General features: G+C 67.8%; 11 protein-coding genes and 1 riboswitch. Of the genes, 4 read left to right on the forward strand and 7 right to left on the reverse strand.

Going from position 1 to position 14,333, the window contains the following annotated elements:
• Positions 1-5 precede the first annotated feature (5 nt).
• The 4 genes from gcvPB to gcvT are packed head-to-tail and all read right to left on the reverse strand — an operon-like array spanning position 6 to position 4,496.
• Positions 6-1,577 (reverse strand): aminomethyl-transferring glycine dehydrogenase subunit GcvPB, encoded by a 1,572-nt coding sequence (gene gcvPB, locus HW532_RS05050; protein ID WP_213163351.1) that lies wholly within the window; start codon positions 1,575-1,577, stop codon positions 6-8.
• A complete protein-coding gene (gcvPA, locus tag HW532_RS05055; protein ID WP_213163352.1) occupies positions 1,574-2,929 on the reverse strand; it encodes an aminomethyl-transferring glycine dehydrogenase subunit GcvPA in 1,356 nt (451 codons plus the stop codon). The genes gcvPB and gcvPA overlap by 4 nt, the downstream gene beginning before the upstream one ends.
• The gene (gene gcvH / locus HW532_RS05060; RefSeq protein WP_213163353.1) at positions 2,929-3,306 is read right to left on the reverse strand and encodes a glycine cleavage system protein GcvH; all 378 of its coding nucleotides are present in this window, start codon (positions 3,304-3,306) and stop codon (positions 2,929-2,931) included. Before gcvH ends, gcvPA begins: the two co-directional genes overlap by 1 nt.
• A 50-nt stretch (positions 3,307-3,356) precedes the next feature.
• A complete protein-coding gene (gene gcvT / locus HW532_RS05065; RefSeq protein WP_213163354.1) occupies positions 3,357-4,496 on the reverse strand; it encodes a glycine cleavage system aminomethyltransferase GcvT in 1,140 nt (379 codons plus the stop codon).
• 194 nt (positions 4,497-4,690) lie between these two features.
• Positions 4,691-4,783, reverse strand: a riboswitch (glycine riboswitch).
• A gap of 187 nt (positions 4,784-4,970) precedes the next feature.
• Here gcvT and ispH point away from each other — a divergent pair.
• From ispH to rnhA, 3 genes are read left to right on the forward strand one after another with little or no spacing between them, the layout of a single operon-like run.
• Positions 4,971-5,939, forward strand: a complete 969-nt coding sequence (ispH, locus tag HW532_RS05070; protein WP_213163355.1) for a 4-hydroxy-3-methylbut-2-enyl diphosphate reductase — start codon at positions 4,971-4,973, stop codon at positions 5,937-5,939.
• Positions 5,940-5,954: 15 nt separating this feature from the next.
• Positions 5,955-6,920 carry a homoserine kinase gene (gene thrB, locus HW532_RS05075; protein ID WP_213163356.1) on the forward strand — a complete coding sequence of 322 codons (966 nt, stop codon included), beginning with the start codon at positions 5,955-5,957 and terminating at the stop codon, positions 6,918-6,920.
• Positions 6,917-7,372: a ribonuclease HI gene (gene rnhA / locus HW532_RS05080; protein WP_213163357.1), complete on the forward strand. Its 456-nt coding sequence runs from the start codon at positions 6,917-6,919 to the stop codon at positions 7,370-7,372. The genes thrB and rnhA overlap by 4 nt, the downstream gene beginning before the upstream one ends.
• Positions 7,373-7,385: 13 nt before the next feature.
• Here the strand turns inward: rnhA and HW532_RS05085 are convergent, their stop codons facing one another.
• Complete coding sequence (locus HW532_RS05085) at positions 7,386-7,871, reverse strand: peroxiredoxin (RefSeq protein ID WP_213163358.1); 486 nt, start codon at positions 7,869-7,871, stop codon at positions 7,386-7,388.
• A gap of 74 nt (positions 7,872-7,945) precedes the next feature.
• Positions 7,946-8,800 carry a protein-disulfide reductase DsbD domain-containing protein gene (locus tag HW532_RS05090; protein WP_213163359.1) on the reverse strand — a complete coding sequence of 285 codons (855 nt, stop codon included), beginning with the start codon at positions 8,798-8,800 and terminating at the stop codon, positions 7,946-7,948.
• Between the two features lie 255 nt (positions 8,801-9,055).
• Between HW532_RS05090 and HW532_RS05095 the strand changes: the two genes are divergently transcribed.
• Complete coding sequence (locus HW532_RS05095; protein WP_213163360.1) at positions 9,056-9,643, forward strand: YqgE/AlgH family protein; 588 nt, start codon at positions 9,056-9,058, stop codon at positions 9,641-9,643.
• Between the two features lie 187 nt (positions 9,644-9,830).
• Here HW532_RS05095 and HW532_RS05100 read toward each other — a convergent pair whose 3' ends face one another.
• Positions 9,831-14,318, reverse strand: coding sequence for an EAL domain-containing protein (locus HW532_RS05100; protein WP_213163361.1), 4,488 nt, complete (start codon positions 14,316-14,318; stop codon positions 9,831-9,833).
• Between the last annotated feature and the right edge of the window lie 15 nt (positions 14,319-14,333).

Below are 14,333 nucleotides of genomic sequence, written 5' to 3' on the forward strand. Positions count from 1 at the left end.
GGCCCCTACTCCGCCGCCTGCGAGGCGTTCTGCTCCGGTGTCCAGCGCAGGATGGGGTGGCGGGCCGCACGCGTCTCGTCCAGCCGGCCGACAGGCGTGTAGCGCGGGGCGCCGGTGAAGCGCTCCGTATTGCCGTCGCGCGCGGCGTCCGCCAGCCGGCGCAGGGTCGCGACGAACTGGTCGAGGCTCGCCTTCGATTCCGATTCCGTCGGCTCGATCAGCATCGCCCCATGCACCACGAGCGGGAAATAGACCGTCATGGGATGGAAGCCCTCGTCGATCATCGCCTTGGCGAAATCGAGCGTGGAGACGCCCGTGCCCTTCAGGAAGCTGTCGTCGAACAGCACCTCGTGCATGCAGGGCCGGTCGTGATTGTAGGGCAGGCTGAACGTATCCTTGAGACAGGCGCGCACATAGTTGGCGTTGAGGACCGCATCCTCCGCCGCCTGCCGGAGCCCGTCCGCGCCATGGCTCATCATGTAGGCGAGCGCGCGCACGAACATGCCCATCTGGCCGTGGAACGCCGTCATGCGCCCGAAGGCCTCGCCCGCCGCATCGTCATCGAGGCTTTCCACAAGCCGGAACCCGTCCTCGTCATGGACGACGAAGGGCAAGGGCGCGAACGGCGCCAGAGCCTCCGACAGGACGACCGGGCCCGCGCCCGGCCCACCCCCGCCATGGGGCGTGGAGAAGGTCTTGTGCAGGTTGATGTGCATGGCGTCGACGCCGAGATCGCCGGGCCGCGTGCGCCCCATGATCGCGTTGAAATTGGCGCCGTCGCAGTAGAAATAGGCGCCGACCTCATGGACCGCCTCGGCGATTTCGCGCACATCTGGCTCGAACAGCCCACATGTGTTCGGATTGGTCAGCATGATCGCCGCCACATCCTCCGACAGGCGCTCCTTCACCGCTTCGGGGTCGACGGTGCCGTCCTCGCGGGCGGGCACGGAGACGACCTTGTAGCCGAGATAGGCCGCCGTCGCCGGGTTCGTGCCATGGGCCGATTCCGGCACCAGGACGATCGAGCGCGGCTCGCCGCGAGCCTCCAGCGCGGCGCGGATCGCCATCATGCCGCACAGCTCGCCATGGGCGCCCGCCTTCGGCGACATGGCGACCGCCGGCAGCCCCGTCAGCGTCTTCAGCCAGTGCGCCAGCGTGTCGATCAGTTCCAGCGCCCCCTGCACCGTGCTTTCGGGCTGCAGGGGATGGATGTCGCCGAAACCGGCCAGGCGCACCGCCTTCTCGTTGAGCCGCGGATTGTGCTTCATGGTGCACGAGCCCAGCGGATAGATGCCGAGATCGATCGCGTAGTTCTTGCGCGACAGGCGCACATAGTGGCGCATCGCTTCCGGTTCCGACAGGCCCGGCAGGCCGATGCCCTGCTCGCGCGCCAGCGTGCCCAGCCGGTTCTCCGGCGCCTCGGGCAGGTCGATATCGACGCCCGTCACCTCCGTGGAGCCCACCTCGAAGATCAACGGCTCCTCGATATCGAGGCCGCGATTGCCAGTGAATGTCGCCACGGCGCCTTCGCTGTCCTGCGCGGTTGGCGCGGTGGCGCGCCCTTCCCTGTTCATCATGCCAGCACCTCCTTCAGTGCCGTCTCGTAAGCGTCCCGATCCTCGTCGGTATTCACCTCCGTGGAGGCCACGACGATGAGATCCCCGAACGCGTCGGCTGTGGGCTCGAGCCTCGACACCGGCACGCCGCCGAGTATGCCCTTCTGCGCCAGTGCCTCGACCACCTCCGCGCCGGGTTTCGGCGTGCGGATGGTGAACTCGTTGAAGAAGGTGGGGGTCAGGACCTCCACGCCCTTCACGCCCGACAGACGGTCCGCCAGGAGGCACGCATTGTGATGGTTGAGCCGGGCCAGATCCCGGAAGCCCTTCTCGCCGAGAAGGCTCAGATGGATTGTGAAGGCAAGGCAGCACAGCCCTGAATTCGTGCAGATATTGCTGGTCGCACGTTCGCGGCGGATATGCTGCTCGCGCGTCGACAGGGTGAGCACGTAACCGCGCTTGCCCTCGCCGTCGACCGTCTCACCCGCAAGCCGCCCGGGCATCTGGCGCAGGAACTTCTCGCGCGTGGCGAAGAGCCCGACATAGGGCCCGCCAAAGCTCAGCCCCACACCGAGCGACTGGCCTTCCGCGACCACGATGTCGGCGCCCATCTCGCCGGGTGAGCGCACCGCACCCAGCGAGACCACCTCCGTGACGACTGCGATCAGCAGGGCGCCGTTCTCGTGCGCCGCCCTGGCAATCGGCTCCAGGTCGGTCAGCGAGCCATAGACATTGGGCGTCTGCACGACGACGCAGGCCGTCTCCGAGTCGATGGCCGAGACGATGTCCTCCTCGCCGTTGAGGGCGGGCGGCAGGGCATGCACCGTACTGCCGCCGAAATGGGAGAGGTTCTCCACCACCGCGCGATATTGCGGATGCAGCCCGCCGGAGAGCACCGCCTTGCGGCGCTTCGTGACCCGCTCGGCCATCAGAACGGCCTCCCCGCAGCCCGTCGAGCCGTCATACATGGAGGCATTGGCGACCTCCATGCCGGTGAGCAGCGCGACCTGGGTCTGGAACTCGAAGAGATACTGGAGCGTGCCCTGGCTGACCTCCGGCTGATAGGGCGTATAGGCGGTCAGGAACTCCGAGCGCTGGATCAGGTGATCTACGGTCGCGGGCACATGGTGCTTGTAGGCGCCCGCGCCCACGAAGAAGGGAACGGCGCCCGCCGAAACGTTCCGGCCCGCCATGCGGGTCAGCGTGCGCTCCACCTCCAGCTCGCTCCGGCGGCGCGGCAGCTCGACCGGGCGGTCGGAGCTGTCGAGCCTCGCCTCGGGCGGGACATCGACGAACAGCGCGTCGATATCCTTCGCGCCGATGCGCTTCAGCATCGCCTTTCGGTCGGCCTCGGTAAGCGGAAGGTAGCGCATCACGCACTCTCCTCGAGGAATGCCTTGTAGGCATCCTCGTCCATCAGCCCGTCGAGCGCGGACTTGTCGGCCAGCTTGATCTTCACGAACCAGCCGTCGCCCTGCGGGTCCTCGTTGACCTTGTCGGGCGCGTCGGTCAGCGCCTCGTTGACCTCCACGACCTCGCCGGCGACCGGCGCGTAGACCTCGCTCGCCGCCTTGACCGATTCCACGACCGCGGCCTCGTCGCCGGCGGCGACCTCCTTGCCGACCTCCGGCAGCTCCACGAACACCACGTCGCCGAGCTGTTCCTGCGCATAGTTGGTGATGCCAATGGTCGCCGTCTCGCCGTCGAGACGGATCCATTCATGATCCTTGGTGTAACGAAGTGTGCTCATCTTCCTCATCCCTGACGATATTCGACCCCGAAAACGTCCGCGACCGGTCTCTATTTCGCGTAGCGGTGCGGTACGAAGGGCAGCTTGACCACATGGGCCTCCAGCGTCTTGCCGCGAACGACCAGCCCGAGCGCCGTGCCCGGCGCCTCGTGGCCGGCGGCGACATATCCCATGGTGACGGGCCCCTCCACGGTGGGCCCGAACCCGCCGGAGGTGACGACGCCGATCTCCTCGCCATCCGCCGACCGGATCGCGGTGCCGTGGCGCGCAGGCGCGCGGCCTTCCGGCTTGATGCCGACGAGCCGGCGCGACGGCCCCTCCGCGATCTCGCGCATTATGCGCTCCGCTCCCGGAAAGCCGCCCTCCTCGCGGCGGCGCTTGCCGATGGACCATCTGAGCCCCGCCTCGACCGGGCTCGTCGTCTCGTCGATGTCCTCGCCGTAGAGGCACAGGCCCGCCTCGAGCCTCAGGGAGTCGCGCGCGCCGAGGCCGGCCGGCTCGACCTCCTCATGGGCCAGCAGCGTCTCCGCGAACGCCTCCGCCATGGCGGCGGGAAGCGAGATCTCGAAGCCGTCCTCGCCCGTATAGCCGCAGCGGCTCACAAGGAGCGTCTCGCCGTCGCGGACAATCTCGCGGGCCGACATGAAGGCCATGTCCACGGCTTCGGGAATGTGGCCGGCGAGGATCTCTGCCGCCGCCGGCCCCTGCAGTGCGATCAGCGCGCGGTTCTCCCAGGGCGAGATTTCCGCCTTCCCCTCGATAGCTGAGGCGATATGGGGCAGGTCCACCGCCTTGCGCGAGGCGTTGACCACGACGAACAGCCTCTCGCGCCCGCCGGCGTTCGGCATGCGCGTGACCATGAGATCGTCGATGATGCCGCCATCGGCGGTGGTGAGCTGAGTATAGCGCATGCGCCCCTCGCCGAGCCCGGCAATGTCGCCGGGCACGAGGCGCTCGAACAGCTCGGCAAGGCCGTCCGGCGCGAACAGCCACGCCTGGCCCATATGGGAGACGTCGAACAGCCCGGCCTTGGCGCGGGTGTGCTTGTGCTCGGCCATGATGCCGGCCGGGTACTGGACCGGCATCTCGTAGCCGGCGAACGGCACCATGCGCGCGCCGAGGCGTTCGTGCAGCGCATGGAGCGGCGTGCGCTGCAGGGCCGTTTCGTCTGTCTGTCGGGCTTGGGCCATCCCTCTCCCCAGGTTCCTCGTCAAGGTTTCGCAACGGACAACACGTCCGCTCGCGCCCCCTCTGTCAGAGAACCTGAGAGAATTGACCCGGCTGTCTTCGAACGTCCCGCGGCCGATGGTCGAGGCGCGCGGGCACCGGGCTTACCCCCTTCGGTGAGCGGGTCGCGAGGCGATCCGCTGCTCTCCAGAGGTGCATGGCCTTTACGGTCCTTTTGCCTGAGAGTTTCCGGGGCGGTTGCTCCTTCGGCGCCGGGCGCTCAAGGCCCGATCTCTTCCGCAAAGGCAGGTGCACATATGTCTTGCCGCGAACAGACACACTGTCGCGACATGGCCCAAACTAGACGGAGCGAAGGGCTTGTCAAGGCCGGTATGTCGCATTTGAACCACAAAACGTCGGCCATTCCGCTCCTTGACAAGCCCCCGGCTGGTTCCTCTATTTAGCGTATAGTCACTCTGGATGCGCAGGCTCGTGAGATGCCCGACTCGCCGACACCGCCGCTGAAGATCATGATGGCCGCCCCCCGCGGGTTCTGTGCCGGGGTGGTCCGCGCCATCGACATCGTTGAGCTCGCGCTGGAACGCTATGGCGCGCCGGTCTATGTGCGCCACGAGATCGTCCACAACCGCTATGTGGTGGAGGATCTGGAGCGCAAGGGCGCCATCTTCGTGGAGGAGCTCGACGAGGTGCCGGCGGGCGACTGGCCGGTGATCTTCTCCGCCCACGGCGTGCCGAAGGCGGTGCCGGCCAACGCGCAGGACCGCAACCTGTTCTATCTGGACGCCACCTGCCCGCTCGTCTCCAAGGTCCATATGGAGGCCGAGCGCCATCATGCGCGCGGGCTCGACCTCGTGCTGATCGGCCATGCCGGCCATCCGGAGGTCATCGGCACCATGGGCCAGCTCCCCGAGGGGGCCATCACGCTCGTGGAGACGGTGGAGGATGCGGAAACCTTCAAGCCGCGCGATCCCGACAAGCTCGCCTATATCACCCAGACGACGCTGTCGGTGGACGACACGAAGGACATCATCGCCGTCCTGAAGCGCCGCTTCCCCAATGTGATCGGCCCGCACAAGGCGGATATCTGCTATGCGACGACCAACCGGCAGGAAGCGGTGAAGGCCATCGCCGCCGATTGCGACATGGTGATCGTGGTCGGCGCACCCAACAGCTCCAATTCCCGCCGCCTCGTCGAGGTCGCCCGGAAATCGGGCTGCAAGGACTCCATGCTGGTCCAACGCGCCGCCGATATCGACTGGCTGACGCTCGACGGCGTCAGGACGCTCGGCGTGACGGCCGGCGCCTCCGCCCCGGAAGTACTCGTGGAAGAGGTCGTTGCCGCGTTCCGCAAACGCTTCGATGTGACGGTGGAGGTCGTGGAGACGAAGACGGAATCGGTGTCCTTCAAGATCCCCCGCGAGTTGCGCCAGACCGCAGCACAGTAGCCGCCAGCCTCGTCCATGGCGGTTTACACCGAAGTCTCCGATGACGATCTCGCCGGTTTCGTCGCCGGCTACGATGTCGGCCACCTCACCTCCTTCAAGGGCATCGCAGAGGGGGTGGAGAACACCAACTATCTCGTCCAGACCGACCGTGGCCGCTTCATCCTGACGCTCTACGAGAAGCGCGTGGATTCGGGCGACCTGCCCTTCTTCCTGGGACTGCTCGACCATCTCGCCGCCCGCGGCATCCCTTGCCCGACCCCGCTGCGCGACCGCTCCGGCGCCATGCTGCGCGAGCTCGCGGGCCGGCCGGCGGCACTCGTGAGCTTCCTCGACGGCATGTGGGTGCGCCGGCCGGGTGTCGCCCATTGCAGGGCGCTCGGCACCGCGCTCGCCAGGCTGCATCTGGCTGCACGCGACTATGAGGGCCACCGGGAGAACGCCCTCACCGTGCCAGCCTGGCGCGCGCTGATCGACGCCTGCGGCGACCGGCTGGAGGAGATCGAGCCGGGGCTTGCCGGAGAGCTCCATGGCGAGCTTGAGACCTTCGAGCGGGCCTGGCCCTCCTCGTTGCCGCGCGGCATCGTCCATGCCGACCTGTTTCCGGACAATGTGTTCTTCCTTGGGGAAAAGCTCGTCGGGCTGATCGACTTCTACTTTGCCTGCACCGACTGCCTCGCCTATGACATCGCCATCTGCCTCAATGCCTGGTGCTTCGAGGTGGACGGCGCGTTCAACGTCACCAAGGCGCGTGCGCTGCTGGAAGCCTATGGGCGAATCCGCCCGCTGACGGAAGAGGAGTTCGAGGCATTGCCGCTGCTTGCGCGCGGCGCGGCCATGCGCTTCCTCGCCACGCGCGCCTATGACTGGCTGAACACGCCCGCCAACGCCTTCGTCAGCCGCAAGGATCCGATGGAGTATGTGCGCCGGCTGCGCTTTCACCGCGGCGTCGCCGGCACCGGCGAATATGGACTGGACCGATGAGCGAGACGAAATCCGTGGAGATCTTCACCGACGGCGCCTGTTCGGGCAATCCCGGCCCCGGCGGCTGGGGCGCGATCCTGCGCCACGGGGCAACGGAGAAGGAACTGTCCGGCGGGGAAGCGGCGACCACCAACAACCGCATGGAGCTGCTGGCCGCCATCAATGCGCTGGAAGCGCTGAAACGGCCCTGCCGCATCGACCTCTATACCGATTCAGCCTATCTGCGCGACGGCGTCACGCGCTGGATGAAGCGCTGGAAGACGAATGGCTGGAAGACGGCCGACCGCAAGCCGGTGAAGAACGCCGATCTCTGGCAGCGCCTGGACGAGGCCCTGAAGGCCCACGACATCTCCTGGCACTGGGTAAAGGGCCATGCCGGCCACCCCGAAAACGAAAGAGCCGACGCGCTCGCGCGCGCCGGCATGTCTCCCTTTCGCCGCAACGGCAAATAGGCTTCGCGGGACCTCAAAGGGCGGCGAGGATCTTCTGTGCGCTGCTCGCCTCCGCGTCCGAGGCCTTCTCCTCGACATTCAGCGTCTCCACCACGCCGTCATTGACGACCATGGCGTAGCGCTGCGAGCGCGTGCCGAGGCCCGCGCCGGAGGCATCGAGCTCGAGCCCGATCTTCTTCGTGAAGTCCGCATTGCCGTCGGCGAGAAGCTGGACCTTGCCGTCCGCGTTGCTCTGCTTGCCCCAGGCGTCGAGCACGAACATGTCGTTGACCGCCACGCAAGCGATGGTATCCACGCCCTTGGCCTTGATCTGGTCGGCCAGCTCGATGAAGCCCGGCATGTGCTTCAGGTGGCAGGTGGGCGTGAACGCGCCGGGAACTGCAAAGAGCACGACCTTGCGCCCGCCGAACACATCGGCCGTCGTAAGCTGCTGGGGCCCGTCCGCGGTCATGGTCATGAAGGTCGCCTCGGGCAAACGGTCACCAACCTTGATCGACATGATGCAACTCCCTCGAATCTCTTGTGGCTGAACTGGTGCGCAGACCGGCGCGGCGCGCCAGCGGCCTCCCCGGTCTATTCGACCTGCCGGCTGTCCGCAAGGCGTTTGCCGCCCTGCAGTACGGTGATGCGGAGCGGCTGGCCCGCCAGCGCCACGGCATCCGTCGCGCCGTCCACCGGCACGAGATAGCGCAGCGCACTGCCGCTCTCTCCCGCCCCGGAATCGAGCCGTCGCGGCACGCCGAAATAAACAGTACCGTCCCCCTCGACCAGGATGTCGGCAGGCACCGACGGCGTATCGCTTTCGATCTCGATCTCGAGCGCAACGCCCTTGCCGCCGGACGCATCGGTCACGGCGCGCACCGCACCGATTTCAAGCCCCGGAACCTCGCCTGCGGGCTTCGGCACGGTCTCCGCATAGCTCTCAACGAGCGCGCGGGCCTGCGGGTTCGTCCACCCCTCGCCGAGGTCGGCTGAGAGCTCGGCGCGCGCCGGCACGCAGACCTCGCGGCAGACGGCATAGTCGAGCGTCAGGTCGAGGCGGACCGGCTTGGCCGGATCGGCCGGCATCACCTCGACGGGAAAGACCACGCGATCCTTGTAGCCGATATTCTCCCCGAAGGCGTCGGAGAAGCGTACGGGCGCTGGCCAGCGTACCGCCGCCTCCGCCACATTCTGCGAGCCCGACCAGTCGAAAACCGGCGGGACGCCCGAGTCGCCCGGCACGCGCCAATATGTCTTCCAGCCCGGCGCCAGGCGGATATCCACGCCCGCACGCAACATGCCGTCGCGCGCGCCGCCATCGACCAGCCTGACCGTGCTGTGCGACAGCGCTGCCCCCGGCTGCGACAGCGCCGAGGACACGGTATCGGCGGCATGGGCTGCAGAGAGCGTAAAGGCTAGCGCGGCGGCGGCGACAATGACACGCATCGGACTGGACATTCCTGCCTGTTTCGAACCGGAACGGGCGCCTGGCGCAACGCTCGGGACCGATCGACGGTCCTGCACCCGGACGACCCATCCGATTGCAGCGCGATCCTGCCATTCTGGGTAACACAGAGATGCGGCATCGTGGGCATTTTCCCAATTCACGTTTCCGTCAGAGCCGGCGCCTCAAGGCGCACACACTCTTTGCCGGTTGCCGTTTTCACTGTACCCTTGAACGTGGCGACACAAGGAAACGCGATGGGTGCAACCTACTATCTCGACGGACAGATGCTGATCGCCATGCCGACCATGGGCGATCCCCGCTTCGAGCGTGCCGTCATCTTCGTTTGTGCCCATTCCGCAGACGGCGCCATGGGGATCGTCGTCAACAAGCCCGCCGATTCGATCACCTTCCCGGACCTTCTGGAGCGCCTCGATATCGTATCGCACGATCAGGGCATCCAGCTTCCCGAAGAGGTGCGCAGGCTACCCGTTCAGTTCGGCGGACCGGTGGAGACCGGGCGCGGCTTCGTGTTGCACACGGCGGACTATTTCTCCGCCGACTGCACGCTTCCCATCGACGAGGGCGTGGGCATGACGGCCACGCTCGACGTGCTGCGCGCCATCGCCACGGGACACGGGCCCCGGCAGGCCATGCTGGCGCTCGGCTATGCGGGCTGGGGCCCCGGCCAGCTCGAGCATGAAATCCAGGAGAATGGCTGGCTCCATTGCGAGGCCGACGAAACGCTCCTGTTCGACGCCGATCTGGACGCGAAATACAAGCTCGCCCTGGAAAAGATCGGGGTCGATCTCCGCCTGCTCTCCAGCGACGCCGGCCACGGCTAGAGTGCTTTCAGGAAAAGTGGACACCACTTTTCCGGTTCGAAAGCGCGGCAATACAATGCCCTTCAGGTCCGATGGGTTCGGATTGAGGCGCACCCTACCCTCGTCATTGCCCGCTCACTGTCCGGCATTACAAGGAACGATGCCCGCCCGGACAGGCAGGCGGTAACCGGCTCCACGGCCGAACGGCCTATTGCCCGTCATCCCGGACCGGCTGCTTTCGCCGGCGGCGCAGGCGGCGGCCCAGAGGAGAGGCGGGACCGCCGCGAGACGCGGCCGGCCCGGACGAAGACGGGGCGGAACTCGTTGAAGCGGCGCGTCCGGCCTCCTGGCCGCCGCCGAAGGATGTCGCGGACATCTCCGGCAGGCGCACGGTACTGTCGCCCGGCTTGTCGCCGGTCTCTCCCTTGCCGGATTGTCCGCCTCCCCGCGAGCGCGGCGTGCTGCCGCCCTCCCTGGAGCCTGAAGCCTTGCCTCCGCCGGCACCCGGGGCCTTGGCGGGCTTGGCCGCCGGGGTCTTCTTGGCCTTGGGCGCCGTGCGGGCTTTCACCGTCTTGTAGCCCTGCCCGCCCTTCTTGCGGACCTTGCGCTTCTCCGCCGGACGCACCGGACGCTGAACGGCCTTTCCGGTGTCCACAGGGGCCGACGTCGCAGCCGGAGCCTTCGCCGTGCTCTTCAGGGCGGCGGCAGACACATCCTCGCCCCCGTCCTTGCCGCCATCCTCCCCGGAGGGTTTCTCGGCCGTATCGCGCTCAGACGGACTCTCCACCGCTTCGGCCTTGCTCTCGGATTCGGCCTTGCCGCCTTCTATCGCGGGTTCGCCGGCACTGTCGGACGGCCGCTTCGCCTCCAGGGCCTCGTCGGGGGGTGTCTCCTCAGGCTCCGCCTCCCCGGCCTCGTCGGAAGACGCCTGCACGGCGGTCTCGCCGGGTTCGGCCTGATCGCCCCCTCTCCCGGCCTCAGCTTCGACCGACTTCGCCTCCTCCGATCCGGAAACGACCCTAGCATCTTCAGCCTCGGTCACCGCAGCGGAATCATCCGCACGGGGCTCGTCCGGCTCGGTCTGATCCTCCGGCACGCTGCCGGCTTCCTCCTTGGCGGCCACGGGTTGTGCGGCTTCGACCTTTTGCGGTTCGGAATGCTCGGGCGGCTCGGCCGGCCCGGCCTCGCCTGTGGCCGGAGAGGTCTCGCCGGCAGGCTCCGTCTCCGCCGGCGCGCCGGGATCCTCGGTGAAGCGCGGCTCCTCGGATGTCTCGGGCGGGACGGGCCGGGCGGTGGACAGGGAGGCTGCCTCCGGCCAGATGCGCCATTCCGTTGTCCGGCGCTCCCGGGGCCAGAGTTTCGCGGTATCCGCGCGTGCCGCCTTCGGCCTGTCGCTATCCGCCGTCTCGGCGTCGCCTGGACGCCACGGACGATAGGTCTCCTCAGGAGCGCCGGCCGCAAACGGGTACCCCTCCCGGGCTTCGTCCCGGTCGTCGAGAGAAGGCGGCGGGGGCGGCGATGCATGATCGGCCGCCCGCTCCCCGAAATCCTCCGGACGGGGCCGATCCCGCCCGGTCTCGGCCCCCTCCTCCGCCTCAAGCTCCGGCGGCGGGGGCGGGGGCGGCGCCGTGCCGGCATGCTGGCTGCGTTCGTCCACACCGGTGGACTCCGATCCCTCAAGCGTCGGTGCCTGACGGTCCGCCCCGGCAGGCTTTGCCGCGGTCTCGGCCTGCTCGCCCCGATCACCGGTACCTGTGAGCCTCTGCCAGACCGAGCGGCGTGCACGACCCCAGCGGGCCGCCAGAGTCCCGCCCGCGCCCAGCATGTCGACCACCTGGCGCGCGCTCAGCGGCTCGGAGAACTGATAGCCCTGGCCGAAATCGCATCCGATCCTGCCCATCCAGGCAGCCTGCTCGGCGGTCTCGATCCCCTCCGACACCACGTCCATCCCCAGATCGTGGGCCATCATGACGATGGTATCGAGGATGATCTGGGTGGTCTCCTCCTCGTCCTGCTCGAGCTCGAGGAAGCTGCGGTCGATCTTGAGCATGTCGAAGGGCAGCCGGGCCAGATGGCCGAGCGAGGAATAACCGGTCCCGAAATCGTCGCAGGCTATACCGATACCGAGCTGGCGCAGCTTCTGGAGAATCTGCACCGACAGCTCCGGATTCTCCATGACGACCGATTCGGTGAGCTCCAGCTTCAGCGAGCCGGGGGCGAGGTCCTCCCGGTTGAGCAGGGTCTTCACCTCGTCCACGAGATCGCGCGTGATGAGCTCGCGCGAGGACAGGTTGACCGTCACGAACAGGGAATCGTGGGGCCGGAAGGCGCGCTGCCAGATGCCGAGCTGGCGGGCCGCCTCGTTGAGGACATAGGAGCCGAGATCCATGATGACCCCGGTCTCCTCCGCCAGCTTGATGAAGGCCTCCGGCTCCAGCGTGCCGTGGGTGATGTGGTGCCAGCGCACCAGAGCCTCGAAGCCGACGAGCTTCATGTCGCCGAGCCGCATGATCGGCTGGTAGACGACGTCGATCTCGTTGCGCTCCAGCGCACGGCGCAGATCGGCCTCCAGCACCACCCGGTGATAGCGCTGGTCGCGCATGACCGGCCGGAAGAAGATGGCGGCGTCGCGGCCGGTACGCTTGGCCTCGTAGAGCGCGATCTCGGCATCGTGGAACAGATCTTCCGGCCGCTCCACTTCCGCGCGCAGACCCGCCACGCCGATGCTGGCGGTCAGGAACACCTCGCGCGGGCGCAAGGGGATCGGCTGGGCGATCGTCTTGCGCAGCTCGTCGACATAGGCCTCCATCGGCATCTGGAGGCGCGTGGTGTCGAGGATAATGCCGAACTGGTCGCCGACCAGACGGGCCAGCGTGTCCTCGGGGCCCACATAAGCCGCCAGCCGCCGTGCGAGCGTGAGCAGAAGGCTGTCGCCCACGGCGTGGCCGAGGCCGTCATTGACGTGCTTGAAGCGGTCGAGGTCGATCACGAGGACGCTCAGGCCGCCGACACCTCCGACCGTACGGGCATGCGTCATGGCCCGCTCCAACCGGTCCATGAAGAGGGCGCGGTTCGGCAAACCGGTAATGCGGTCGTGAACGGCGTCGAAGAGAATCTGCTCCTCCGAACGCTTTCGTCCGGTGATGTCGGCAAGCGTTCCGATGCACCGCGTGGCCCGTCCCTGCGCCCCCGGCAGCGCACGCGCCCTGAGCTGATACCAGCGATAGGTGCCGTCGCCGCGGCGCAGCCTGAGATCCTGCGCGAAGGTGCCCCGCCCGCGGCGCACCGCGCTCTCCACGGCGGACACATAGGCTGCGCGGTCCGCCGGGTGGATCAGCTCCAGCCAGGCCTTGAGCCCGCCGCGCGTGAGCCTCCCGGGCGCAAGCCCCAGCGCGCGCTCGAGCTCGGCGCCGACAAAGAGCCGGCCGCGATCCTCGTTCCAGTCCCACACGCTCTGCTCGGCGCCGGCCAGGGCGAGCGCGCGCCGGCCGCTGTCCTCGAAGAAGCGGCTGTTCATCACGCCCTGATTGAACGCGAACTGGGCCACGGTGAACGACATTGTGAGAAGCACCAGCACGAGCCCCCACGCCAGCACCGGATAGACGATATCCGCCGCGATCCACCCCATGGCGGCGGCCATGGCGAACAGCGTCCACAGCGCCAGGAACACCCAGAAGACGAGGGAGGCCTGGGCACGGATCGTGCCGCGCTTCCACAGGAGGAGAGCGATGGCCAGGCCCCCGAGCGCGGTGAACAGCAGGGCGAAACGCGCAAGGCCTGTCACCACCGGCGGGTCGAACCAGCCGAAGACGGCAAGCCCGAGGCTGCCCGCGAGCAGGCCCATGACCGTGTAGCCGGCAGCAGGCATGCGCCGCGTGAGATCGACGAAGGTCAGAAGGCAGGCGAGCGCACCGGAGGCCAGCAGCACCTCCACGATGGCGCGGACCCGATCCTCCACGCCGCCCACGCTGCCGAGAAAGGGCAGTGCGCGCGGCGAATATCCGAAGCCCAGCGCGATGAAGCCGACGGCGGCCAGCGCGAACAGGGTCGCGGCGGGGAACACGGCCTGCATCCTCACCACGAACAGGCAGATCACGAAGACCGCCGTCAGCGCGGCAAGCCCCAGCACCACGCCCCGGAAGAAGGAGAGCTGCCGGTTGCGCGCATCGAAGGCTGAGCGTTGCCACAGGGACAGGTTGGAGATATCCGAGCCGGCAAGCTCCAGCACATAGGTGATGGTCTCGCCGGGGCCTATGCGCAGGGCGAAGGCGTCGGCGGTGTTCTCGGCCAGCTCGCCCGGCTGCAGCCCCGGTGCGGCGCGGATCGCCAGCACTTGGCGCCCGCCATGGCGCGGCCAGACGAGACCCGACCCGACAAAGCCGTCCCATCGCGAACTCACCACGAAATCGCGCGGCACCGGCTCGGGATTGTGGAGCGTGAACACGACCCAGCGATGCAGGTCGCCCAAGCCTTTCGCGGTCACCGTGGTGGCCGACTTCGGCGCGCCCTCGCGGGCCGGGATCTCCACGACGATCTCGCTGTTGGTGCTCTGGACCCTGTCGACGACGCCAAGGAGCTCGACGCTCGGCGCATCGAAGCTCGTGGACACGATATCGCGCGCCTGTGCGCCCGAAGCCCCCACCGCGGCGATCAGGATAATGGCGACCAGCCCGATCGCGACGCGAACTACGGCCATGTATCCGCCTGCTTT

Origin of the sequence: Kaustia mangrovi (assembly GCF_015482775.1) — a bacterium.
Lineage (GTDB): Bacteria > Pseudomonadota > Alphaproteobacteria > Rhizobiales > Im1 > Kaustia > Kaustia mangrovi.